This window comes from Sorangium sp. So ce834, assembly GCF_051521425.1.
Classification (GTDB): Bacteria; Myxococcota_A; Polyangia; order Polyangiales; family Polyangiaceae; genus Sorangium; species Sorangium cellulosum_D.
In genome coordinates this window covers 4475240-4499398 of sequence record NZ_CP150351.1, presented here as the reverse complement: position 1 = coordinate 4499398, position 24159 = coordinate 4475240, and the positions used below count along the sequence as shown (strand labels likewise).

At 72.9% G+C, this 24159-nt stretch carries 15 protein-coding genes; 4 read left to right on the top strand and 11 right to left on the bottom strand.

From position 1 onward, the window contains the following. Window positions 1–116: 116 nt before the first annotated feature. A complete protein-coding gene (locus tag WMF20_RS16345) occupies window positions 117–1160 on the top strand; it encodes a serine/threonine protein kinase (RefSeq protein WP_437614690.1) in 1044 nt (347 codons plus the stop codon). A gap of 42 nt (window positions 1161–1202) precedes the next feature. Here WMF20_RS16345 and WMF20_RS16340 read toward each other — a convergent pair whose 3' ends face one another. The 11 genes from WMF20_RS16340 to WMF20_RS16290 all read right to left on the bottom strand — a co-directional run bounded on the left by WMF20_RS16340 (window position 1203) and on the right by WMF20_RS16290 (window position 16288). Beyond that, window positions 1203–2555, bottom strand: a complete 1353-nt coding sequence (locus WMF20_RS16340) for a GNAT family N-acetyltransferase (RefSeq protein WP_129575243.1) — start codon at window positions 2553–2555, stop codon at window positions 1203–1205. Then, window positions 2552–3694: a D-alanine--D-alanine ligase family protein gene (locus tag WMF20_RS16335; protein WP_437614688.1), complete on the bottom strand. Its 1143-nt coding sequence runs from the start codon at window positions 3692–3694 to the stop codon at window positions 2552–2554. The genes WMF20_RS16340 and WMF20_RS16335 overlap by 4 nt, the downstream gene beginning before the upstream one ends. Window positions 3695–4224: 530 nt before the next feature. Then, window positions 4225–5952: an ATP-dependent zinc metalloprotease FtsH gene (gene ftsH, locus WMF20_RS16330; RefSeq protein WP_437617134.1), complete on the bottom strand. Its 1728-nt coding sequence runs from the start codon at window positions 5950–5952 to the stop codon at window positions 4225–4227. A 373-nt stretch (window positions 5953–6325) separates the two neighbouring features. Continuing rightward, the gene (locus WMF20_RS16325) at window positions 6326–9235 is read right to left on the bottom strand and encodes a PAS domain S-box protein (protein WP_437614685.1); all 2910 of its coding nucleotides are present in this window, start codon (window positions 9233–9235) and stop codon (window positions 6326–6328) included. A gap of 244 nt (window positions 9236–9479) precedes the next feature. Further along, the gene (locus tag WMF20_RS16320) at window positions 9480–9905 is read right to left on the bottom strand and encodes a DoxX family protein (protein WP_129575241.1); all 426 of its coding nucleotides are present in this window, start codon (window positions 9903–9905) and stop codon (window positions 9480–9482) included. Between the two features lie 156 nt (window positions 9906–10061). Beyond that, a complete protein-coding gene (locus WMF20_RS16315; protein ID WP_437614683.1) occupies window positions 10062–10907 on the bottom strand; it encodes an ABC transporter ATP-binding protein in 846 nt (281 codons plus the stop codon). After that, window positions 10904–11821 carry an ABC transporter permease gene (locus tag WMF20_RS16310; protein ID WP_437614681.1) on the bottom strand — a complete coding sequence of 306 codons (918 nt, stop codon included), beginning with the start codon at window positions 11819–11821 and terminating at the stop codon, window positions 10904–10906. The genes WMF20_RS16315 and WMF20_RS16310 overlap by 4 nt, the downstream gene beginning before the upstream one ends. Further along, window positions 11818–13248: an ABC transporter substrate-binding protein gene (locus WMF20_RS16305; protein WP_437614679.1), complete on the bottom strand. Its 1431-nt coding sequence runs from the start codon at window positions 13246–13248 to the stop codon at window positions 11818–11820. The genes WMF20_RS16310 and WMF20_RS16305 overlap by 4 nt, the downstream gene beginning before the upstream one ends. 4 nt (window positions 13249–13252) lie before the next feature. Then, window positions 13253–14227: a HEAT repeat domain-containing protein gene (locus tag WMF20_RS16300; protein ID WP_437614676.1), complete on the bottom strand. Its 975-nt coding sequence runs from the start codon at window positions 14225–14227 to the stop codon at window positions 13253–13255. Between the two features lie 23 nt (window positions 14228–14250). Continuing rightward, the gene (locus tag WMF20_RS16295; protein WP_437614673.1) at window positions 14251–14535 is read right to left on the bottom strand and encodes a 4Fe-4S dicluster domain-containing protein; all 285 of its coding nucleotides are present in this window, start codon (window positions 14533–14535) and stop codon (window positions 14251–14253) included. A 19-nt stretch (window positions 14536–14554) separates the two neighbouring features. Further along, on the bottom strand, window positions 14555–16288 hold the full coding sequence (locus WMF20_RS16290; protein ID WP_437614671.1) for a fumarate reductase/succinate dehydrogenase flavoprotein subunit: 1734 nt from the start codon (window positions 16286–16288) through the stop codon (window positions 14555–14557). Between the two features lie 486 nt (window positions 16289–16774). Between WMF20_RS16290 and WMF20_RS16285 the strand changes: the two genes are divergently transcribed. The 3 genes from WMF20_RS16285 to WMF20_RS16275 all read left to right on the top strand — a co-directional run bounded on the left by WMF20_RS16285 (window position 16775) and on the right by WMF20_RS16275 (window position 24112). Continuing rightward, complete coding sequence (locus WMF20_RS16285; protein ID WP_437614668.1) at window positions 16775–21223, top strand: serine/threonine-protein kinase; 4449 nt, start codon at window positions 16775–16777, stop codon at window positions 21221–21223. Further along, a complete protein-coding gene (locus tag WMF20_RS16280; protein ID WP_437614665.1) occupies window positions 21220–22506 on the top strand; it encodes a patatin-like phospholipase family protein in 1287 nt (428 codons plus the stop codon). The genes WMF20_RS16285 and WMF20_RS16280 overlap by 4 nt, the downstream gene beginning before the upstream one ends. 679 nt (window positions 22507–23185) lie before the next feature. After that, a complete protein-coding gene (locus WMF20_RS16275) occupies window positions 23186–24112 on the top strand; it encodes an ABC transporter substrate-binding protein (protein WP_437614663.1) in 927 nt (308 codons plus the stop codon). Window positions 24113–24159 lie beyond the last annotated feature (47 nt).

Here is a 24159-nt window from a genome sequence, read left to right as displayed (position 1 = left end):
CAGCGCCGGTTGGCGCTCAACTCCACGTCCGGATAGATCAGCCCCGCCACCGCGGTCCTCACCCCCTACCCGACTCCACCCCCTACCCGACCCTCCCCCACCCCGACGCCCCGACCATGAGCTCCACCACCCCGACCGACCTCTTCCTCTCGCTGACCCCGCACAAGGTGATCGAGGCCGTCGAGGCCGCAGGCGTCTTCTGCAACCGCGTCTGCTATCCGCTGAACTCGTTCGAGAACCGCGTCTACGAGGTCGAGCTCGAGGACCGCACCCGCATCGTCGCGAAGTTCTACCGGCCAGGGCGCTGGACCCGCGAGCAGATCCTCGAAGAGCACCGGTTCCTCGCCGAGCTCGCGGACGCCGAGATCCCCGTCTGCCCGACGCGCCCGTTCCCCGACGGCGAGACGCTCAAGCAGATCGACCACATCCAGTACTGCCTCTTCGAGCGCATGGGCGGCCGCGCCCCCGACGAGCTCGGAGACGAGCTGTTCGTGCGCCTCGGCAGGCTCGCCGCCCGCATCCACAACGTGGGCGCGCAGCGGACCGCCGAGCACCGCGTCCGGCTCTCCGCCGACTCGTACGCGCGCGAGGACCTCGGCTGGCTCGCCGAGCGCAACGTCATCCCCGCCGCCGTCGCGCCGCGGTACCTCGCGGCCGCGCGCGCCGTCGCCGACGCGGCCGAGGAGCGCCTGCGCGGCGTCGACGTGCACCGCATCCACGGCGACCTGCACCCGGGCAACCTGCTCCTCCGCGACGGCGCCCTCCGCGTGCTCGACTTCGATGACATGGTCGTCGGCCCCGCCGTGCAAGACCTCTGGCTCCTCCTCCCCGGCCGCGACGCGACCGCCCGCCGGCAGCGCGAGCTCTTCATCGAGGGCTACGAGGAGCTCCGCCGCTTCGACCGCTCGACCCTCGGCCTGATCGAGCCGCTGCGAGGGCTCCGCCTGATCCACTACGCCGCCTGGATCGCGCGGCGGTGGCACGATCCCATTTTCCCGAGGACCTTCCCGCACTTCGGCACAGAAGCGTACTGGCGCGACGAGGCGAGCTCGCTCGAGGAAGTGATGCACATCACGAGGTCTGGGGACGGCGGCGGGCCCGAGGGGGGCGAGGACGAGCCGCCGCCGAGCGGGGGCAAGTACTTCTGGGACCTGAACTGAGCGGCGCGCCGGCCGGGGGCGCCGCGCGGCGCCGGGGGGCGATCAGAGGCGCTTCAGCACGAGGATCAGCCGCCACGCGGCGACGTGCTCGAACGGCACGTCGACGTTGAAGTCGCCGAGCGTCGCGACCAGCGAGAGCTCCGGCACCCGCTCCGCGACGCGCCGCCAGCCGGCCAGGTCCGGGATGTACCAGGTCGCCTCCTGCCGGAACGACGAGAGCTCCCGCGGCGCGCCGCCGTTGCGCCGGGCCGAGCAGACCACCTCGAGGCTCACCGGCACCGCGCGATCGGGCGTGGCCCGCTCGATGTGGATGCGGAACCGGGCGTCGAGCGACTGGTCGCCGCGCAGCTCGGTCCACTCGGTCCGGTTCACGCCGGACGGCGTGAGATCGGCCGGGTGCGTCGCCTCGATGACGTGGACGCCGCCCGGCAAGAGGAGCGAGGCCGCGAGCCGGAGGTGGCGCTCGAGCGCCGCCGGCGTGGCCAGCTGGTGGATCGCCGAGAGCGGCACGAACGAGAGATCGACCGGCGCGACGTCGGGGCGCTCGTCGAGCTCCGCGCAGCAGAAGCGGATGCCGGCGCCGCGGGCGCGCGCGGCGCGCTCGGCGTAGGCGATCATCGCCGCGGAGCCGTCCGCGCCGGCGCAGCCGACGCCGAGCTCGGCGAACGCCTCCAGGTGCCGCGCAGGCCCGCACGCCCACGAGAGCACGCGCTGCACCGGGCGGGCGCCGAAGCGGCGCGCGCACGCGAGCAGGAAGTCGCGCTCCGCGGCGTAGTCGCGGTAGCCGAAGGCCGCGTCGTAGAGCGCCGGCTCGCACGGCGCGGGCGTCTCGCCCGGCGCGGCCGGCGAGGCGGCGCGCGCCCCCTTGCCGGCCGGGGGCGCGGCCGAGGCGCGCGCCGGGGCGACCCGCTTCGTGTAGACGATGAGATCGTCGCCCGGCGCGTAGAAGTCCTCGATGACCGCCGCCCGCGCGAACTGCACCGCGTCGTAGAAGCGCACCGCCGCGCCGTGCCCCTCCCGGCTGCCCGTCTCCACGCGCACGAGGCCGCCGCCCTCGCGCGCGATCTCGCTCTCCATCGTGGCGACGAGCCCGCGCGCCACCCCCGAGCGCGCGAAGTCCGGCGAGGTCGCGATCCAGTACAGGTCGTACGTGGACTGCGTCATCGGCGTGCGGCCGTAGCAGAGGTACCCCGCCAGCCGGGGCGCTCCGCCGCCGCCCGGCGCGCCGTGGAAGCTCAGCACGAACCGGTAGCCGTCCGACGAGGGCTGGGCCAGCGTCACGTCGACGAGCTCCAGCGCCACCGCGCGCTCGTCGGCCGTGAACGCCGGGAGCGACTCGAGCAGCTCCGCGATGAGCGGCCGGTCTTCGGGGCGGAGGCCGCGCTGCGCGATCACGGCGCCTCGGGCGCGGCGGCGAGGGCGCCGCGCGCAGCGGAGCGCGCCCCTACGCGAGCGCGGCCCCGCGCCGGAGCGCGGCCGCGCGCGCGCAGGAGATCGCCGTGGCGCGGGCCGCGGGCGAGCGCGGCGCGGAGGATCTCCCCGATCACGTCGGCGTAGGAGAGGCCGGCGCGCGCCGCCGCGCGCGCGAAGCCGGCGTCCGGCGAGAGGTCGCAGTTCGGGTTGACGTCGATGACGTACGGCGTCCCGCGCTCGTCGAGCCGCACGTCGACGCGGCCGTAGTCGCGCAGCCCGAGCACCTCGAAGGCGCGGCGGCCGACGGCGACCACCCGGCGCAGCTCGAGCGGCCGCAGGACCGCCGCGGTGGAGGGCGTGCCGATCGACGCGGCCGTCTCCGGGCGCCACTTCGACTCGTACGTGACGACGTGCGGGTGCCCCTCGGGCAGGCCCTGGAAGGTGATCTCGCCGGGCGGCAGCACGCGCGGCGTGGGCCAGCCGAGCAGCGAGACCGAGAGCTCCCGCCCGTGCACGTAGCGCTGCACCACGACCGGCTGGCGGCACTGCGCGACGACCGCGGCCACCTGGTCGCGGAGCGCGGCGCGATCGCGGACGACGGAGCCCCGGTCGATCCCGGTCGAGCCGTCCTCGCGCTCCGGCTTGACGATGGCCGGGAAGGCGACGTCCGGGATGCGATCCGGGCCGTCGACCCGCACCGTCTCGGGCACGCGCACGCCGGCGCGCGCGAGGATGCGGTTCGCCTCGCCCTTGTGCAGGCAGCTCCGGAGCGCGACGTGATCGCTGCCCGTGAAGGGGAGGTCGAGCCCCGCGAGCAGCCACGCGCACATGACCTCGTGGCGGCTGTCGCCGTCGAGCGCCTCGCACAGGTTGAAGATCACGTCGGGGCGATGATCGCCGATGGCCGCGAGCACCTCGCTCGGCCGGAGCACGGGCCGGTGCGCCACGCGCGCGCCCGGGGCCGCGGCGAGGGTCGCGAGGACGCTCTCGGCGACGGCCGCGCTGCCGTCCGCCCGGCCGAGCCGGAGCCGGCCGCTCCCCACCCGCTGCGCCAGTGGTGGCTCGTCGACGGCCTCCTCCGGGTCCCTGTTGGACAGGAGCAGTATCCGGGGCTCAGGCACTGCGCGCCTCCGGGCCACGGCGCCGCGCGCCCGCGCAGGGCACATGAGCGCGCGACAGCGGCGCCGCGCTCGGAGAGCGACGCGGAGCCCGGCCGTTCGCGCCGGAAGTTGGAGAGAGCGCCCCGTCGAAGGAGATGCGAAGGCGACGGAATCCGTGCATGCAAGTGGCGCCACTTCACCAGCTTGCCCGGCAATCGCAAGGGGAGATTTGCGCCCTCAGGACGGAATGAGCGATGCAACGCGCCATGGCATCCCGGACACCGCGCCGCATCCCCTCCGGCGCGCCGCGCCCGCGGGCGAGCTCTTCCAGACGGGGAGGCCCCGGATACCTTATGTCCGGTGAGCCAGCCGTCAGTCCGGGCGCCTGCGCGACGCTTCCGGGAGCGCCCGTAGCGAGAGAGGGATGGATTGCAGAGAGAGGGGCGCCCGGAGGAGCGCGGGCGAGCGACCGTGAGGCGGGGTGGATCCCGAAGAGGACCCGGGGGCGCCAGAAAGAGCTTTCCTTTCCGGCGCCCTCGAGCCTGCGCGGCTCAGGCGTCCGCGTGGGCGGCGCGCGGCCGTCGATCGGCCGGGAAGCAGGCCTGGATCTCGTCCATGCCGAGCGTCTCCTTCTGGAGGAGCGCCTTGACGAGCGCGTCGATCTCGCTCCGCCGGGACTTCACGATGTCGACGGCGCGCGCGAGCTGGGCGTCGGTGAGCGCCCGCGCCGTCTCGTCGACGCGGTCGAGCAGGGCCGGGCTCCGCGCGGGGTGCCCCTCGCCGACGCAGATGGGGCCGAGGTGGCTCATGCCGAGCTCCGCGACCATCTTCCACGCGATCGTCGAGGCGCGCTGGATGTCGTCCGAGGCGCCGGCCGTCATCGTCCCGAGGATGACCATCTCGGCGGCGCGGCCGCCCATCAGCATGCAGATCTGATCCTCGAGGTACTCTTTCCGGTACATCAGCCGATCCTTCTCGGGCAGCGCCTGGGTGACGCCGAGCGCGCGGCCCCGCGGCAGGATCGACACCTTGTGCACCGGATCGCAGCTCGGCGCGAGCAGCCCGACCGCGACGTGACCGGCCTCGTGCACCGCGGTCGCGTAGCGCTCGTCCTCGTCGATCAGCACCCCTTTGCGCTCGAGCCCCATGAGCACCCGGTCGCGCGCGCGGTCGATGTGCGTCGGATCCACCGCGTCGGCGCCCTCGCGGGCCGCGAGGATGGCCGCCTCGTTCAGGAGGTTGGCCAGGTCGGCGCCCGAGAAGCCCGGCGTGCTGCGGGCGATGTACCCGAGATCGACCTCGCCCTCGAGCGGGATCGGCCCGGCGTGGACGTTGAGGATCTCCTCGCGGCCGCGCACGTCGGGCAGCGGCACCGTGACCTTGCGGTCGAACCGCCCCGGCCGGAGCAGCGCGGGATCGAGCATGTCGACGCGGTTGGTCGACGCGATCACCACGATGCCGGTCGCGTGGTCGAACCCGTCCATCTCGACGAGCAGCTGGTTCAGCGTCTGATCGTGCTCCGCGGACGCGGAGTCGCCGTGCCCCTTCGCGCGGGCCCGCCCGACGGCGTCGATCTCGTCGATGAAGACGATGCACGGGGCGGCCTTGCGCGCCTCGGCGAAGAGCGCGCGGACGCGGGAGGCGCCGACGCCGACGAACATCTCCTGGAAGCTCGACCCCGACGCCGAGAGGAACCGCACGCCCGCCTCGCACGCGACCGCGCGCGCCAGCAGCGTCTTGCCGGTCCCCGGCTCGCCCGTGAGCAGCACGCCGCGCGGCGGGCGGCCGCCGAGGCGCGCGAAGCGCTGGGGGTTCTTCAGGAACTCGACCGTCTCGGCGAGCTCCTGCTTGACCTCGTGCATCCCGGCCACGTCGGCGAAGCGCACGGGCGCGCGCACGACCCCGGCCTTGGCGTCGGAGAACACCTTCGGGCTGCGGCGCCGGCTCACCGTGAAGAGCGCGAACCCGACCGCGGCGAGGACGACCACCGGCAGCGCGGTGGACGCGGCGCGCGACGGCTCCTCCCGGGAGGCGAAGTCGACCGAGGCGCCGGCGCCCGCGAACCGGGAGACCAGCTCCTGCCGGAGCGTCGGCTCGTCGACGACGGCGGTCACCGTCACGCCGCCCGCCTGGCGCACGAAGAAGCGATCGCCGCTCACCTCGACCGCGGTCGCCTGCCCCGCCTGCGCGATCTGGAGCAGCTCGGTGTACGTCGCCGCGCGCTCCCTCGGGGCTGCGCGGAGAGCGAGCCCGAGAGTCACCGCCAGCACCACCCCCATGATCCCGAGCACCCAAAGCCGGCGCCCCGCGGGCCCCAGCCGCCTACCCACCTGCAAGAACCAGGAATTCACTGCTGCGCCACCTTACTGCCCCGACGTCGGGCCGGAGCGGACCTCAGGTGTAGCAAGGATAAGCACCTCAGGAAGTTCCTTCTGCGATCATTCTGAGCGGCCTGAGCACAGAATACTGCGAAAGGATGGTGGCGCCGTAAAACGGAACGCGGAGAACGACGTTCGGTGTAATAAAACTCGCCGGATCGACTGCCCAGCTCGTCAATTCGAACTGCCGAGCTCGCTGGCCGAATTGTGGAGCTCGCCGCGGGTTCTCTCGCGAAGATGAGATCCGCGGCAGGGCAGGAGACCCGCTGCTGCGCTACGCGCCGGCGGCGGGCGCGGGCTCCGCGAGCGGCAGCGAGAAGCGGAACGTCGTCGCGCCGCCAGGGGTGCTCTCGACAGCGATGCTGCCGCCGTGCGCCTCCACGAGCCCCTTCGTGATGTAGAGGCCGAGGCCCACGCCGCGGACGCGGCGAGGATCGCCCTCGGTCGCGCGCGAGAAGCGCTTGAACAGGTGCGGCAGCCACGCCTCCGCGATCCCGGGGCCCCAGTTGGTCACGGCGATCTGCGCGAAGGAGCGGTCGGCGCTGACGGCCACCGCGATGTCGCCGCTCGGCTGGCCGTACTTGGCCGCGTTGGAGAGCAGGTTGGTGACGATCTGCTCGAGCCGGCCGGGGTCCGCCAGGACGGCGGGCACGTCGCCGCGCACCTCCAGGCGCACGGCGTGGCCCGCCGTCGCCGCGGCCGACTTCTCGAGGATCTCTCCGAGCTGCGCGCGGAGATCGACCGGGGAGCGATCCAGCGTCAGCTGCCGCGCCTCGAGGCGCGAGGCGTCGAGGAGGTCGTCGATCATGCGGCGCAGCCGCTCGACGGACGAGGCGATCCTCCCGAGCTGCTTCTGGCCGTCCGCGGCGAGCGGCTCGCCGGACCGGGAGCGCAAGAGATGGCTCGCCGTTGCGATGACCTGGATGGGCTGGCGGAGGTCGTGCGCGATGATGCTGATCCACTCCTGGCGCTGCCGCTCCATCTCCTTGAGCGCCGAGATGTCCTGGAAGACGGCGACGGCGCCCTCGATCTCGCCGTCGTCCGAGCGCACCGGCGCGGCGTTGACCAGCACCGGGACGAAGACGCCGCCCTCGCAACAGAGCAGCCCTTCGGCGCCCGTCACGACCTCCCCGCGATGCAGGGCCCGGGTCAGCGGGCGCTCGGCCCAGCCGACCGGCGCTCTTCCCGGGGTCCTCTGGTCGAAGAGCACCGCGTTGCCCCACGGATCCAGCTCGCCCGCCGCGCGCGAGGCGTACTGGAGCGCCAGCCTGTTGCACGTGATGAACCGCCCCTCGGCGTCGACCAGGATCGCCGCCTCGGGCATCTGCTCGACGACCGCCTCGATCCGCCTTCGCTCGTTCGCCTCGACGCGGCAGAGGCGCGCGGTCTCGATCGCGCTGCAGGTCCGGTCGGCGAGCAGCGTCGCGACGCGCTCGTCGTCCTCGGTGAACGGCGGGCGGCCGGGGCGCTTGCCGAGGTACAGGTTGCCCACGCTCCGGTCGTGGAAGCGGAGCGGCACGCCCAGGAACGCCTCGATCGGGGGGTGGTGCTCCGGCAGCCCGATGAAGTCGGGGTGAGCGCGGACCTCGTCGAGCCGGATCGGCCGGCCGTCGCGGGCCACCGCGCCGAGGACGCCGACGGGGCGCGGGATCGCGCCGATCCGCGCGACCTGCTCCGCGGGGACGCCGCTCGGGACCCAGGCGTCGAACGGCCGCCGGCCGTCCTCTCCGACGCCGAGCGCCGCGTAGTCGGCGCCCGAGATCTCCTTCGCGTGCCGCGTGATGACCTCCAGCACGGCGCGCATCCCCGACTCGGAGCGCGGCAGGTTCGCCAGCGTCTCCGAGACCGCCGCGCACGCGGCGCCGACGGCCTCGAGCTGCGCGCGGATGCGCCGCTCCGCCTCGTGGGCGCTCTCGATCGCCGCCTCCATCGCCTTGCGGCGCCCGATGTCGCGGCAGATCGTCGAGACGCCGGTGATGCGGCCCGAGGCGTCCGCGATCGACGAGACCGTGACCTCGATGTCGATGTCCCTGCCGTCCTTGGTCCGGCTCACGGCCTCGAAGCGCTCGATGCGCTCGCCGCGGCGCAGGCGCGCGACGATCGCCTCGGTCTCGCCGGCGCGCTCGGGCGGGCACAGGATGGGCAGCTTCTTCCCGATCACCTCGCCGGCGCTGTAGCCGTAGAGGAGCTCCGCGGCCGGGTTCCAGCTCAGGATGGTCCCGTCGAGGGCGCTTCCGATCACGGCGTCGTCGGAGGACTGCGCGACGGCCGCCAGGTGGGCGCGCGCCCCCTCGGCTTGGCGCCGGGCCTCGTCGAGCAGGTTCAGGCGCGCCGCGCTGACCCAGAGCGAGGCCCCGAGCAGGAGCGTCGAGATGGCCGACGCGAGCGAGAACGACGCGGCGAGAGGGTAGGCCCCGAGATCTGCGCCGATCAGGAAGAGGCGGCCGATCGCGAGCGGGGCCAGGACGACGAACGGCAGGAAGCGCCGCAACAGGACGCCTCCAGGCCCGCTGGCCGTCAGAACGGCGAACGCCCCGCCGTCGGGCCGCGCCATGAGGAGCCCGACGCAGAGCGCGAGGAACGCGATCGCGGCGTGGAGCGCCATGCCCGTGAACGGGAACAGCGGCGGCAGCCCGTAGAAGTAGCCGACGCCGAACACGTAACCGGTCAGCGCGGTCAGCGCGAGCGCCGCGGCCGAGAGCGCGCCGCCGTCCGAGAGCCGGCAGGCCCGCCGCGTCTCCACCGGCAGCGAGAGGAGCGCCGCGCCGATCAGGACGCAGCAGAGCGCGGTGTTCGGCGGCGGCCTGCCGGGGAACTTGCTCGGGAACGCCACGCGCGCCGGGAAGACCAGGCGATCGAGGCCGAGATCCCACCCGGAGACGTACTGGACGAGGGCCGCGAGGCCGAACGCGACGACGGCGGCGGCGCACGCCTGCCCGAGCCGGCGGCGCGGCGCCGGACGCCCCCGCCCGCCCAGCGCCCAGAGCGACACCGCCGCGAGGACGAGGGCGATCGCGGTGTTGGGCACCATGATCGGCAGGCCGTCCGCGATGGAGACGAGGGGGGTCGACTGGATCGACCAGCCGACCAGCGCCACGGACCCGAGGGCGAACGAACAGGCTGCCGCGATAGCAACACCGCGCGGCGCGCCGTTCGAGAGCGCCTTCGCCCCGCCGTCGTTCATCGAGCCCTCCCAGCGGCAGCATAGTGCCGGGGCTACCGGGACGGCCTCGCTTTATCGGCGCAACCAGGGGCGACGCGCTCGCTGTCCGACCTCGATGGAACCGCGGGCCCCTGGGGTCCCCGCCTCATGCGCCGGGCCGGAGGGATCCGCCGGCGAGGCTCAGGCGTGCCGCCGGAGCGCCGGCGGCGACGCGAGCGCGCGCGTCGGGCGAGCGCGCGCGTCGGGCGAGCGCGCGCGGAGCCGCTCAGCGCTTCGGCCCGAAGATCGCCGCGTCGGCGGAGAGCCTCCCCGGCCCGAGCAGGAGCAGCACGAGGGAGATGCTGAAGTAGACCGCCGCGACCTCGTAGGAGGCGGCGCCCATCGCGAAGAACGGATCGCCGTTCATCAAGTGCACCGAGACGGCGACGGCCATGGTGATGGCGATCCCGAGCGACGCGAGCGGCGTCAGGAGGCCGAGGATCCAGGCGATGCCGCCGCCGACCTCGGCGATGGCGGCCAGCGCCTGCAAGAACCCTGGAACGGGCGCGGTGGGCCCCATCCAGCTGAAGGGGGCCTGGATCTTCCCCCAGCCGTGAAAGATGAAAGCAATGCCTGTGACGACGCGAAGCGCGAGCAGCGCGACCGAGCCGGGAAGCGGCACGTCGGTCACCCGCAGGAATCTAGTGAGCATCGGGGATCACTCCTCTCGCTCGGTAGTAAGGAAAAATGCAGGGAACATCAAGATTGCGCTCCTGATCTCGGCCCGCTGCGCGCCGCGACCCGACGCGCCGCCCCTCACCGCGTCGGCGCGGCGCGCGCCGGGCGAGCCGCCGCGCCGGTCCGCGCTTCACGCTGTCGGGCGCTGGTCGCGGCCACGCGCGGGGGTCGCCGCGATCGAGCGCCCGTCGTTCAGGGCGTCGAGGCACCGCCGCTTGATCGCGGCGAACTCGCCCGAGCCCACGATCGCGGCGCTCCTCGGCCGCTCGAACGGCACCGCGAGCTGCGCGCCGACGCGGCACGGCCGGCGGGTCATGAGGGCGATGCGGTCGGACAGGAAGATCGCCTCGTCGATGTCGTGCGTGACGAACAGCACCGTCGTGCGCACGTGGCGGATGACGTCGAGGAGCAGCGCCTGCATCGAGAGCCGGGTCTGCGCGTCGAGCGCGCTGAACGGCTCGTCCATCAGGACGACGCGCGGCTCCGTGATCAGCACGCGCGCGATCTCGACCCGCTGCTGCATGCCGCCGGAGAGCTGCGCCGGATAGGCGTCCTCGAACCCCGACAGCCCGACGAGATCGAGCAGGCGGCGGGACGCGTCCCGGCGCTCGCGCTCCGGGACGCCGCGCATCTTGAGGCCGAAGCCGACGTTGTTCAGCACCGTCTTCCAGGGGAGCAGCGAGGACTGCTGGAAGACCATGCCGCGCTCCGGCCCGGGCGCCTCGACCGGCTCGCCGCCGACGACGATGCTGCCGCGCTCCGGCGCCACGTACCCGGCGACGGCGTTCAGGATCGTCGATTTGCCGCACCCGGACGGGCCGAGCAGGCTCACGAGCTCGCCGCCCTCGACGGTCAGATCGAGATCCCGCACCACCTCGACGCGGCGGGGGCCCGCCCCCAGGGCCACGGACAGGCCGCGGATCTCGACGGCGCCCCCCGGGCTCTCCGGGCGCGGCGCGCTCGCGGCGGGCGTCATCGGCCCTTCTCCTGCGGCCGGTGCCAGGGCGTGAGCCACGCGCCGATCCGCTGGACGAGCGCGCTGCTGAGCATGCCCATCAGGCCGATGAGCAGCATGCCGAGGACGATGTCCGGGTAGCGCTGCAAGTTGTACGACTCCCAGGTGAAGTAGCCGATGCCGTACTGGCCGCCGATCATCTCGGCGGTGACGAGGCAGAACCAGGACGTGCCCATGCCGATGCTCATCCCCGTGATGATGCTGGGCAGCGCGCCCGGGAGGACCACCTCGAGGAAGAGGCGGAAGGGGCGCGCGCCGAGGCTGCGCGAGCTCGCGATGAGCCGCGGATCGAGGGCGCCGACGCCATGGATCGTCGCGAGCAGGATCGGGAACAGCGCGCCCATATACGTGATGAAGATCATGCTCAGCTCGGCCGACGGGAACATCAGGATCGCGAGCGGGAGCCAGGCGACGCCGGGGATGGGGCGCAGGACCTCGAGCGGCGGCAGGAGCGTGTCCTCGGCGAGCCGCGAGCGGCCGATGACGAGCCCGAGCACGACGCCCGTGACGCCCGCGGCGGCGAAGCCCGCGAGGACGCGGAGCACGCTGCTCCAGAGGTGCAGCCAGAGCTTCGGCGAGCCGAAGAGCTCCCGCGCCGCGACGAGGACCTCGGTCGGCGCGGGCACGTTGACGAACGTGACGAGGCCGAGGTCGACGCGCGACATCGACGCCCACTGCCAGAGGGCGACGCACGCGGCCACGGACAGGACGCGCAGCGCGACGCGGCCGAGATCGCGCCGCGGGCGCCGCTCGCCGCCCGGCGCCGGGGACGCGCGCCGCCGGGACGCGCTCGCCGGCACCGGCGCGGGCGCGAAGGTCGCGCGGCCGCCGAGGGCCGGCCCGGCCGGCGCGCTGCGCTCCGAGATCATCGTCATGGCGCCGCCGCCGTGAGCTTGGTGACGTCGCCCCGCAGGGTCGCGAAGTCGACGACCGCCGCGGCGTTCTCCGCGGCCCACCGCTCGGCGTCCTCCTTCGCGAGGAACGCCGCGAGGCTCCCGTCGGGGCGCCGCGCGTACCACGCGCGATCGGCGAGGAGCTTCACCCCGCTGATCCGGTCGTGCACGAAGGCGGCGCGGATCTCCTTGCCCTCGGCCGTGAGCTGCTTCAGCGCGGCGAGCGCGGAGCCCGGGCTCGCGTACGCGCGCACCTTCGGCTCGCCCCCGACCCAGATCTGCGCGGCCAGCGCCGGCTCGCCGATCGGCTCGCCGGACAGGGCGTCGCTCCCGGAGAGCGGGAGCTTGGCGTAGCTCGCGAGCCGCGCCTCGTAGTCGAGCCCGAGCTCCTGGGCCGCGCGCCGGATGTACCGGTCGTCCACGAACGCGCCGACGTCGAGCGTCGTGTCGGTGCGCTTGAGCAGCGTGAGCGTGTCGACGGCCACCTGGAGCGCGCGGCGGACCTCGGGCTTGATGGTGAAGTCGCGCGTCTGGATGCCGAGCGGCCCGTGGAACATGGTTGCGACCTCGGCGTCCACGCCGGTCACCTTCTCGATGAGCTCGCTGTACTTCTCGGGCTCCTCCGCGAACAGCCGATCGGCCTCGAGCGCCGCCTTGAGGAAGGCGACGACGATCTCCGGGTGCTCCTCCGCGTACGCCGCGCGCACCAGGACGCCGTGCGCCGTCGGCACCTCGACGCTGGAGCCGTCGTAGATTTTCCGGGCGAAGCCGCGGAACGGGAACAGCTCGGCGAACGGGACGAAATCGGCGTGCGCGTCGATCTTCTTCGCCTTCAGCGAGGAGCCGCCGACCTCGGGCGACTGCGACACGAGCGTCACGTCCTTGTCCGGATCCCAGCCGAGATCGCGGATCGCCCGGAGCAGCATGCCGTGGGCGGACGAGCCGAACGGGACCGAGATCTGCTTGCCCTTGAGGTCCTTCAGGCCCTGGGCCGGCGAGTCGAGCGGCACGACGACGCCGTTGCCGCTCCCGAGCGCGCTGCCGGAGAGCGTGGCGATGTAGAGGCTGCGGCTCCCCTGCTTCTGGTGGGCGACGCCGTTCAGCACGCCGGGGAAGTCGGCCATCGCGCCGATGTCGAGCTTCCCGGCCACCATCTCGGTCGTCAGCGGCGGCCCCGAGGTGAAGTCCTTCCACTCGATCTCGTAGGAGACGTCCTTGTACTTGCCGTCCCTCGGGAGGTGCTTCTCGAGCAGCTCGAGCTCCCGGATCAGGAGCCCGCCGGTGGCGCAGTTGATCGTCGTGTCCTGCGTCCCGATGGCGATGCGGATCGTCCGCTTCTCCTCCTTCGTGCACGACAGGCCGACGAGGACCGCCACGAGGAGCAAGAGCGCGCGCGCTGCCTGGATCATCGGCTCAATCCCTCGCGAAGGTTCCATGGCGCCCGGCCCCTGCCCGGATGGCGTCGAGGGCGCGGGACGCCGCCTTCCGCACCTCGACGTCGGCGTCGCCGAGCAGCCGCCCGAGCGGCGCCTCGGCCGACGCCGCCGCGAGCTCGCCGAGCGCCTGGGCGGCGGCCTTGCGCAGATCGGGCAGCTCGCTCCCGAGCAGGGCGACGAGATCCGCCGCGGCCGAGGCCGCCCGGAGCCGCCCGAGCGCGAGCGCCGCCTCCTTCCGCACCTGCCAGGCCGCGTCGTCGAGCGCGGTCCGGAGGTGCGGCGCGGCGAGGCCGTGCGCCGAGCGCCCGAGCACGATCGCGGCCTCGACGCGCACCCGCCAGTCGGGGTCGGACAGCAGCGCGACGAGCTCCTCGACGAGCGCCGGCGCGCCGAGCGACTCGAGCGCGCCGATCGCGACCTGCCGCACCCGCGCGTCGGGATCGCGCAGGCTCCCGCGCAGGGCGCGCGCGGTCTCGGGCCGCCGCAGGTAGGCCAAGGCGAGCACCGCCTCGCGCCGCACCTCGGGCGAAGGGTCGAGGAGCGCGCCCTCGAGGTGCTCGAGCGCCCGCGGATCGCGGATCTCACGGAGCGCCACGATCACCGACATGCGCACGAACGGGCTGTCGTGACGCATCGCGTCGATCAGGTGGGTGGCCGCCTCGGCCCCGCGGAGCTCGCGGAGCGCCGTGGCGGCGGCCTCGCGCACGTGGGTCTCGTCGTCGTCGAGCGCCCGGAGGATGGCGGGCACGGCGCGCGGGTCGCCGAGATCCTCGAGGTGCCCGAGCGCGAGCGCCCGCACCGTGGGGTCCTCGTCGCGGGCGGCCTCGATGAGCGGGTGGAGGATCTCCGGGTCCGAGAGGTCCTCGATCTGGGTCAGCGCGAGCTGGCGCGCGCCGGGGTCGGGATCCCGGAGCACGCTCACGAGCTCCTGTGCGAGCGATGGCTGTGTCATGTCGTCTCTCCGCCTCGAGGCCGCTACCGGATGAGGAAAGGGATCTTCACGGTGATGGCCTCTTTCGGGCAGTCGATCTCGCAGGCGAGGCAATACCAGCACTCGTCGTAGGCCATGTGCGCCTTCTTCGTCTCTGGATGGATGGCGAGGCAGTCCACCGGGCACGAGTCGATGCAGATGCGGCACCCCTTGATGCAGGACGCCTCGTCGATGACGACCGGCAGATCGAGCCGGACGGAGGCCTCGGCGTGGCCCACGGCCCTGGCGCGCTGCGCCTTGACGGATTCGCGGTTGAGAAGGTGACCCATGGATTGACCTCGTTGCTCGTCAGAGCGGCGCGCGCTGCTCTTCGGCCGGGATGCGCAGCCGGTGGTAGGTTTTGAGCTCGCCGTCGTCGATCGGGAAGAGATAAGGCTCCACGGGACGCTTGAAGGCGACCATCTCGCCGTCGTCGCCCTTCTTCAGGTTCACGTGGGTGAACCAGCGGCGGTCATCCATCTCGGGGTAATCGAGCCGGTAATGGTAGAGGCCCCAGCGGCTCTCGGTCCGGAACAGCGAGGCGCGCGCGGCCATCTCCGCGCAATCGCGGATGAAGTGGCACTCCATCACGCGCATGAGCTCGTGGGGGCTCGCCGCCGTGACCTCGTCGAGCTCGTCCTTCGCGCGCAGGAAGTACTCGAGCCCGAGGGTCATCCGGTTGCCCGTCTTCGGCGGCTGCAGGTAGTCGTTCACGAGGCGCCGCACCTTGTATTCGTACTGGTGGGGCGCGACGCCGCTCTTCCGGGAGAGCGGGGCGAGGATGCGCTCGCGCTCGGCGTCCACGTCGGTCGCGAGCGGCTCGACGGCGGGCGCGCGATCGAGGTAGTCGAGCGCGTTCTGGGCGCAGATCTTCCCGTAGGTGAGCGCGCCGAGGAGGTAGTTGTGCGGCACGCACGCCATGTCGCCGGCGGCGTAGAGCCCGGGCACCGTGGTCTCGCCCTTCTCGTTGACCCAGACGCCCGAGGCGCTGTGGCCGCTGCACAGGCCGATCTCGGAGATGTGCATCTCGACGAGATCGCTCGCGTAGCTGTGCCCCCTCCCCTCGTGGAAGCGGCCGCGGCTCGGGCGCTCCGTCTGGTGGAGGACCCGCTCGACCTCGGTGATCGTCTCCGGGGCGAGGTGCGTGAGCTTGAGGTAGACAGGGCCGTTCGCCGAGTGGAGCTCCCGGTGGAACTCGAGCATCATCTGCCCGCTCCAGTAGTCGCTCTCGATGAAGCGGTGCCCCCGCGCGTTCACCGTGTGCCCGCCGAGCGGGCCGGTGACGTAGGCGCACGCCGGACCGTTGTAGTCCTTGATGAGCGGGTTGATCTGGAAGCACTCGATGCCCGTGAGCTCGGCGCCCGCGTGATAGGCCATCGAGTAGCCGTCTCCAGCGTTCGAGGGGTTCTCGTACGTCCCGTGGAGATAGCCGGACGCCGGCAGCCCGAGCCGCCCCGAGGCGCCGCAGCAGAGGATGACCGCCCTGGCCTTGATGATCTCGATGTGACCCTCCCGGGTGTCGAAGCCGATCACGCCGGCGACCTGCCCCTCGGTCACGAGGATCCGTGTGGCCATGACGCGGTTGATCACCCGCACCCCGGCGCGCTTCACCATGCGCGTGAGGATCTTCTTGAGATCGTAGCCCTCCGGCATCGGGAGGACGTAGCTCCCGTTGTGGTGGACCTTCTTGACGTCGAAATCGCCCGAGCGCGTCTTCTGGAACTTGACGCCCCAGGAGTCGAGCTCCTGGAGCATCGCGAAGCTGTTCCGCGCGTATTCGTAGATGGCGCGCTGGTTCACGATGCCGTCGTTGGCCACCGTGATCTCTTTCACGTACTGCTCCGGCGTCGCGTGTCCGGGGATGATCGCGTTGTTCAGCCCGTCCATGCCGATCGCGATGGCGCCGCTCCGCTTGATATGCGCCTTCTCGAGGAGCACCACCCGCCCCCGCGGCAGCCGCTGCTGCGCCTCCACCGCTGCAGTCGACCCTGCGCTTCCGCCGCCCACGACGACGACGTCCGCCTCTGTCACGCGAATGTCCATGTCGAACCCCTCGAGGTCTCCAGCGCGCACACGACGACCCCGCCGCCGATCAGCCCGGCTGCCAGGGTCGGATGCCCGGCATCTCCTATGACGGACGACGCATCCGCTGTACCGGATCCGCTTTAACAGACGGTGACACCCTGGGCAATCGCTTTGTTGCCCTCGTCCGGCCGCGGCGGCGGGCCCTCGCGTGAGGCCGCCTTGCAAGCGAAAATTCAGCGTCGATGGTGGACGGCCGCGCGGCCGTGGAGCCGCGGCGCGCGGGCGGGCTCACCGGGCGCGCCGACCCCCGACCCGCCCAGAAAGATTCGCCTTTCCACCATGGTTGTCTCCCCGAAGACGCGGGCGGGACGCTACCATGCGGGTCAACCCATCGTCCTCCCATGGATCGGGGGGAACCGCGCGCGGTCCTTCTTTCATCGGTGTCCCTGATCCACCGCGCCCGGCGCCTCCCAGCCGCGGCGCCCGCGCGCGCCGCTTCGCTGCATGGCCAAGCACCCGTCCCAGCTCGCCGACCTAGAGATCCAGCGCCGCCTGGGCGCTGGCGGCATGGCGGAGGTCTTCCTCGCCAAGAAGCGCGGCGCCGAGGGGACCTACAAGCTCCTCGTCGTCAAGCGGATCCTCCCCGCGCACGGGGCCTCGCGGCGCTTCCGCGCGATGTTCGTCGAGGAGGCCCACCTCGCGACGCGCCTGAACCACCCGAACATCGTCCAGGTCTACGAGTTCTCGGACCACGGCGAGGACGGGCTGCTCCTCTCGATGGAGTACGTCGAGGGCTTCGACCTCGGCAAGCTGATGCGCGCCGCGCAGCAGAAGGAGTCGCGGATCCCGCCCCTCGTGTCCGCGTTCATCGTCTCCGAGGCGGCGAAGGGGCTGCACTACGCCCACGAGCGCAAGGACGAGGGCGGCATGCCGCTCGCCATCGTCCACCGCGACGTCTCGCCGCAGAACATCCTCCTGTCGTTCGAGGGCGTCGTGAAGATCGCCGACTTCGGCATCGCCAGCGCGAACCTCTTCCGCGAGGAGCCCGGCGTGCTGAAGGGCAAGTTCGGGTACATGTCGCCCGAGCAGGCGCGCGGCGAGCGCGTCGACCGGCGGAGCGACATCTACGCCCTCGGCGTCGTGCTCTACGAGCTGCTCGCCATGCGCTCGCCCTACGGCAAGCTCGACGACGAGGCGCTCCTCCAGGCCGTCAAGGAGGGCCTGTTCGACCCCCCGTCGGCCCACGCGCGCGACATCCCGGCGGAGCTCGAGGCGCTCGTGATGCGCGCCATGGCGCACGCGCCCGAGGACCGCTTCCAGACCGCGCGCGATCTCGCCGGCGCGATCGCGCGCGTCCTGCTCGCGAAGCAGGAGCTCGTCGACAACGCGTCGGTCGAGCAGACCGTGGCCCACCTGCTCGGCCGCGATCGCCACGAGGACGCGCGCGACAACGCCGCGGGCGGCGCGGAGGAGCAGCCCCCGGACAGCGGCTCCATGGCGCAGCCGCAGACGCTCGCGGCGGTGCCGGCCGCGCGCACGGGCGGCGAGGCCGAGAACACCGGGGCGCCGCGGATCGTGCGCGAGGTGCGCCACGTCGCCGTGGTGACGCTGCGCATCGAGGGGGTGGACGAGCTGCTCGGGGCGCAGGGGCGGCTCGCCGGCAAGCGCAGCGGGCGCTCGATCCGCACGACCCTCGACGCGATCGCCTTCAAGCACGGGGCGATCTGGTCCTGGGAGTCGCACGCGAGCGCGCGCGCCGTCGTGGGGCTGCTCGCGAACCCGTCGCGCGCCGCGGCCGACGCGGCCTCGCTGGCCGTCGACGTGCACGAGGCGCTCGCCGGCGCGTCGGAGGACCTGCCCGTCGAGCTCCGCGCCGCGATCGGCATCGTCCGCGGCATCGCGTACGGCGAGCGCGACGAGCAGGGGCACCTCATCAACCACGTGCTCAAGGAGCCCGCGAACTTCTTGGCCGAGCGCCTCGGCAGCCGCACCCCGTTCGGCAAGACCTGGGTCGCGGGCGGCGTCTACCGCCTCGTCCGGCGCGACTTCCGCTGGGGCGACGCGCCGTCGCTCGATCTCAACGACGCCGGCGGCTACCAGGTCCCGCACCAGATGCGGCTCTACGCGCTGCAGCGCCCGCTCACCCGCGAGGAGCGGATGGCGGAGATCGCGCTGTCGCCGAACGACCTCGTGGGGCGCGACGCGGAGCGCGCGGACCTGCACGCCGCCTACCACCGCGCGGTGTCGCCGCCCGTGAAGGGCCTCGCCGAGCCGCCGGCGCGCTACGGCGAGAGCGAGCCGCCGCCGCCGAGCCGGCAGAGCAAGCCGCCGAGCCCGCCGGGCGGCGCGCTCCGGGGCCAGTCGGTGGCGCGCGTCATCGTCGGCGAGATGGGGATCGGCAAGAGCGCGCTCATCTCGACGTTCCTCTCGGAGCTCCCCGGCGAGGCGCGCGTGCTCCACGTCGAGTGCTCGCCGGTGAAGAGCGAGCTGCCGCTCGCCACGGTCTGCGACGTGCTCCGCGACGTCACCGGGATGGGGCTCGATCACTCGATCGACGACGCCGCCCACGTGATCCGCGCGCTGCTCGGGTCGATCGCGCGCTCGCCGCTCGGGGCGCGCATCGTCACGCGCCTCGCCGAGCTGGTCACGGGCAAGCAGCTCGACCACCCCGAGGAGGACGCGTCGGCCTACGGCCGCGACGTGGTGGTGCGCGGCGTGAAGTACCTGCTCGGCTCGCTGGCGCGCCACCAGCCGCTCGTCGTCGTCATCGACGGCCTCCAGTGGGCCGATCGCCCGAGCCTGGAGCTCATCTCGGAGCTCCTCAAGCAGCGCTCGGAGCGGCTCCCGATCCTCGTGCTGCTGCTCACGCGCCCCGAGGAGCGCGTGACGCCGTTCATCGAGGGGCTCGTGCGGATCGAGCTCCGCGGCCTCAGCGCCGAGGAGCAGATGCGCCTCGTGGAGGCGCGCCTCGGCGTGCGCGAGGGCGTGGCGGCCGTCTGCGGCGAGCTCGTGCCGCGCGTCGCCGGCAACCCGTTCTTCCTGCTCGAGATGGTCGACGCGCTGCTCGAGCGGGGCACGCTGGAGATCGTCGAGCACCCGGACGGGCGGCACGAGCTCGTCCGCCACGACCGGACCGGGGACCGCGGCGAGCCGCTCCCGTCGACCCTGGAGCAGCTCATCGGCGACCGGCTGCGCGAGCTGCCGCCCGCGGAGCACGACGTCGTGAACTGGCTCGCGGTCGCCGGGGGCCCGCTGCTCAAGGACGACATCCTGAACCTGACGCGGCTCGCGGACGACGAGGCGGTGACGCGCCTCTGCGCGCGCGGCCTGTGCGATCGCCGCGCCGGGGCGGTGGACTTCCGGCACCCGCTCGTGCGCGACGTCGCCTACCTCGCGCTCGACAGCGCGAGCCGCGTGCGCATGCACCGGCGGCTCGGCGAGCACCTGTCGACGACGCCGCTCGCGCAGGGGCTCTCGGCCGCGATCGTGGCGCAGCACCTCGCGCGCGGCGAGGCGCCCGGGCCGGCGGCGGAGCTCTACCTCGACGCGGCGCGGGCCGCGCGCGCCGGGCACCAGGCGCAGCTGTCGCGCCGGTACTACGAGCGCGCGCTGTCGCTCCTGCCGACCGGCGACACCCGCCGGATGATCGCGCACGAGGCGCTGGAGGCGATCTTCCGCCACCTCGGCCGCCGCCGCGAGCGGAAGAAGCACCTCACGGCGCTGCGCCAGCTCGCGAAGGAGAGCGGGCAGGCGCGGTGGGCCGCGCTCGCGCTCGTGCGCACCGCGCGGCTCGACCTCGACGACGGCCACCTCGCCCGCGGCCTGCCGGTGGCGCAGCGGGCCGCCGAGATCGCCCGCATCGCGCGGCGCCCGGCGCTCGAGGTCGAGGCGCTGACGATCCTCTCGGAGGTGCTGCGCGAGCTCGGCGACGTCCAGGGCGCGATCAGCGCGGCCGACCGGGCGCTCCGGGTGACGCACATGGGCGGGCTGACGCCGCGGGCGCGCGCGGAGGTGCTGCGCACGAAGGGGGTGCTGCTGCGCCGGGTCGGCCGCGTGCAGGAGGCGGTCGAGGCCTACGCCGAGGCGATCGCGGTGTTCCGCGCGGTGGGCGCGCGCCGCAGCGAGGCGCGCGCGAAGAACTCGCTCGCGGTGGCGATGTTCGTGCTCGAGCGCTTCGAGGACGCGATCGCGGTCGGGCTCTCGTCGATTTCCATCGATCTCGCGATCGGCGGGAGGTTCCAGATCGCGAAGACGCTGAGCAACATCGGCCACGCGTACGCCAAGCTCGGGGACATCCCGCGCAGCCTCGCGTACATGAAGCGGGCGCGCGAGGCGCACGAGCGCTATGACGATCAGGATGCGCGCGCCGACACGCTCCTCTGCGCGGCGGGGATCCTCCTCGAAGCGGGCGACGCCGACGCCGCGCACACCCTCTGCGCCGATGCGGGCGCGCTCATCGCGGTGACCGGCAGCGTGTACGACATGATCCACGAGCGCAACGTGCGCGGCCTCCTCGCGAAGGCGCAGGGCGACGTCCAGGCCGCCATCGCGAACGCCTCGGAGGCGCGGCAGCTCGCCGAGTCGCAGGGGCTGATGAGCTACCACGCGTACGCGACGGCGATCGAGGCGGCGGCGCGGGTGGACGCGGGCGAGGTGCACTCCGGGGTGCTGCTCGCGCGGACGGCGCTCGGCGCGGTCGAGGCGGGCAGCTCGGAGTACGGCATCGAGGTGCGCGACCTCTGCTGCGAGGCGCTGCAGAAGGGCGCGCCGGCGAGCGCGGCGGACGCGTACCACCGCGCCGCGCTCCACGTGCAGAAGGTGGCGAGCTACATCCGCGACGCGCGGCTCAGGGCGCTGTTCCTGGAGCGCGCCGTGGTGCGGCGCATCCTGGCCGTGGAGGCCGAGGGTCCGGCGGCGGGGCACGACCCGCTCCGCCGCGGGGAGATGGCATGACGGGTACCGGCGGAAGGACAGGGACGAAGCCGCGGCGCAAGGTCGCGGTGATCCTCTCGGGCGGCGGCGCGCGGGGGGCGTACGAGGTCGGGGTGATGTCGTACGTGCTCGACGCGTTCGCCCGGCTGCGGGGCGCGCCGCCGCGGATCGACATCCTGTGCGGGACGTCGGTGGGGGCGGTGAACGCGTGCTACCTCGCGGCGCACCTCGACGATCCGACGCTCGGGGTGCGGCGGCTCGTCAACCTGTGGACGCAGCTGAAGCTCGAGACGGTGCTCGGCTTCGGGGTGCGGCAGGCGGTCTCCTTGCCGAAGCTCGTGTTCGGCGGCGGCTCGGAGGGCGTGGGCCTGTTCGACGTCTCGCCGATGCAGCGGCTCGTCGAGCGGGAGATCCCGTGGCGCGCGATCGCGCGCACGCTGCGCCACGGGTACCTGTCGGCGGTCAGCGTGTCGGCGACCGAGATCGCGACGGGCCGCACGGTGATCTTCATGCAGACCGGCCCGGACGGCGCGCTGCCGACGACGGCGCCGCCGCGGACGATCATCCGCGGGGCGCTGATCGGCCCGCCGCACGCGCTCGCGTCGGCGGCGATCCCGATCCTGTTCCCGCCGGTGCGCATCGGCCGGGATCTGTACATGGACGGCGGGGTGCGGCAGAACACGCCGATCGCGCCGGCGCTCCGGCTGGGGGCGACGCACGTGCTGGCGATCGGGCTGTCGCGGGAGGTGCGGAGCATCGACGCGGGGGACAGCGGCAAGCCGCCGGGGATGGCGCTGGTGCTCGGCAAGGTGCTGAACGCGTTCCTGCTCGACCACATCCAGACGGATTTCGAGGTCCTGACGCGGGTCAACCACATGATCGAGGACGGGGAGCGGGCGTTCGGGCCGGATTTCCTGCACTCGATCAACGGGGCGGCGGCGCAGCGCGGGGCGCTGCCGTACCGGCGGGTGGAGACGCTGGTGGTGCGGCCGAGCGTGGATCTCGGGCGGCTGGCGGCGGAGCACGTGAGGGCGGGCAAGGTGCAGGGGGGGCCGGCGATGATGCGGCGGCTGCTCTCGCTGGTGGACGTGGGGGCGGAGAACGACGCGGACCTGGCGAGCTACCTCCTGTTCGACGGGTCGTTCACGCGGAAGCTGATCGAGCTCGGGCGGGCGGACGCGGAGGCGAGGCGGCACGACGTGGCGGATTTCTTCGGGAGCGCGGCGGAGGAGGCGGAGCCGAGGCTCTCGGACAGCGCGGAGTGGTCGATTCCGCCTCCGGTGGGGCCGGGAGGGTCCATCTAGCTCGTCTAGAGCTGCCCGGCCCTCGGAGGGGGTGTTCGTCGCGCGGTGTGGGGCCCCGCCGAACTCGCCTGGGTCATGGATGCTCCGGCAAGCCGGAGCATCCATGACCCAGGCTCAAACATCGGCCCGTCCCCACACCGCGCGACGAACACCCCCTCCGAGGGCCTACGGTCCCTTCGATCCGCGTTGGATTGCATCGGCCCGTCCCCACACCGCGCGACGAACACCCCCTCCGAGGGCCTACGGTTTCTTCTCTTCGCGTTAAACAGAGCTGCTGCGGCAGCAGCAGCGGGGGCGAGGAGCTGCTCGAATCGGTGCAGCGACCACGGGACGGGAGCGCGCCGGCTGAGCGCGAAAGCGCGATTTGGGAGAGATGCGGTGGCGCAGGGCGACGGCATGTGTGTTGCTACCGCGGCCGATGGGGCGGCGACGTGCCGGCTACCTCCATCCCTCGAACGAGACGAGAACCATTATGCCGACACGAGCGACTCGCGGCGAGACAGCTCCCCTCCGGGGCTCCCCTGAGGCGCCGACGCGCGGGCGCGGCGCGCTGACGCTCCTCTCGGCGCTCCTCGCCCTCATCGCAAGCGCCTGTAGCAAAGCTGAACCCACACGGGCGTGGCACGACGGTCGTGAAATCGAGACGCTGGAGCTCCGGTATCAGGGCTCCCCGGGATCGGTGTCGCCGCCCGAGCTGGCGGAGGACCTCGGGTACCTCGCGCCCATCCGCCTTGTGCACGTGGGCGACGTGCTCGGCGGACCGCAGAGCATCCAGGCCGTCGTCACCGGGGACACGGATTTCGGGAGCGCGTTCAACGGAGCCATCATCAAGCTGATCGCCGCCAAGGCGCCCCTCCGATCGGTCCTCGGCTCGTACGGCGTGAACGAGCAGTTCTGGAGCGGGCTCTACGTGCTCGACGACAGCCCGATCCGCGGAGCGCGAGACCTCATCGGCAAGAAGATCTCCATGAACACGCTCGGCGCCCACAGCGAGTTCATGACGAAGGAATACCTCTTCCGCAACGGGCTCGGCGCTGAAGCGCGGCAGGTCACCCTGGTCGTCATTCCGCCGGTCAACGGCGAACAGGCGCTCCGGCAAAAGCAGGTCGAGGTCGCGATCGTCGGGAACGTCTACCGCGATCGGGCCCTCGAGCGCGGCGGCGTCCGGGCGATCGCCACGGATTACGAGCTGTTCGGCGCCTTCACCGCGGGGAGCTACGTCATGAGCACGAAGTTCATCGAGAAGCACCCGAACGCCACGCGCAAGTTCGTCGAGGCCACGGCGAAGGCGATCGCCTGGACCCAGACCACGCCGCGGGAAGAGGTGCTCGCGCGCTTCGCATCGATCCTTCGCAAGCGGAACCGCAACGAAGATGACAGCATCCTCAAGTACTGGCGCAGCTACGGCGTCGCAGGAAAGGGCGGCGTGCTGGACGACAGGGACTTTCAGATCTGGATCGACTGGCTGATCAGAGACGGAGAGCTCCGCCCGGGACAGGTGAACGCCCGCGACCTGTACACGAACGACCTCAACCCCTACGCCTCCGGCAAGCCGACCGACGAGCCTCCTCACGATCGAGGCCAGACGCCCGCGGCCACGCCGTGATGTTGCGGTTTCGCTCGTTCGTCGTCACCCTTCGATGCGACGGGAGA

What these genes read in the sequence shown, in the direction of transcription:
- WMF20_RS16345 (WP_437614690.1), top strand. Translation starts at nt 117, where the DNA reads ATGAGCTCCACCACCCCGACCGACCTCTTCCTCTCGCTGACCCCGCAC.
- WMF20_RS16310 (WP_437614681.1), bottom strand. Translation starts at nt 11,821, where the DNA reads ATGACGATGATCTCGGAGCGCAGCGCGCCGGCCGGGCCGGCCCTCGGC.
- WMF20_RS16285 (WP_437614668.1), top strand. Translation starts at nt 16,775, where the DNA reads ATGGCCAAGCACCCGTCCCAGCTCGCCGACCTAGAGATCCAGCGCCGC.
- WMF20_RS16320 (WP_129575241.1), bottom strand. Translation starts at nt 9,905, where the DNA reads ATGCTCACTAGATTCCTGCGGGTGACCGACGTGCCGCTTCCCGGCTCG.
- WMF20_RS16290 (WP_437614671.1), bottom strand. Translation starts at nt 16,288, where the DNA reads ATGGACATTCGCGTGACAGAGGCGGACGTCGTCGTCGTGGGCGGCGGA.
- WMF20_RS16295 (WP_437614673.1), bottom strand. Translation starts at nt 14,535, where the DNA reads ATGGGTCACCTTCTCAACCGCGAATCCGTCAAGGCGCAGCGCGCCAGG.
- WMF20_RS16305 (WP_437614679.1), bottom strand. Translation starts at nt 13,248, where the DNA reads ATGATCCAGGCAGCGCGCGCGCTCTTGCTCCTCGTGGCGGTCCTCGTC.
- WMF20_RS16325 (WP_437614685.1), bottom strand. Translation starts at nt 9,235, where the DNA reads ATGAACGACGGCGGGGCGAAGGCGCTCTCGAACGGCGCGCCGCGCGGT.
- WMF20_RS16315 (WP_437614683.1), bottom strand. Translation starts at nt 10,907, where the DNA reads ATGACGCCCGCCGCGAGCGCGCCGCGCCCGGAGAGCCCGGGGGGCGCC.
- WMF20_RS16280 (WP_437614665.1), top strand. Translation starts at nt 21,220, where the DNA reads ATGACGGGTACCGGCGGAAGGACAGGGACGAAGCCGCGGCGCAAGGTC.
- ftsH (WP_437617134.1), bottom strand. Translation starts at nt 5,952, where the DNA reads ATGGGGGTGGTGCTGGCGGTGACTCTCGGGCTCGCTCTCCGCGCAGCC.
- WMF20_RS16300 (WP_437614676.1), bottom strand. Translation starts at nt 14,227, where the DNA reads ATGACACAGCCATCGCTCGCACAGGAGCTCGTGAGCGTGCTCCGGGAT.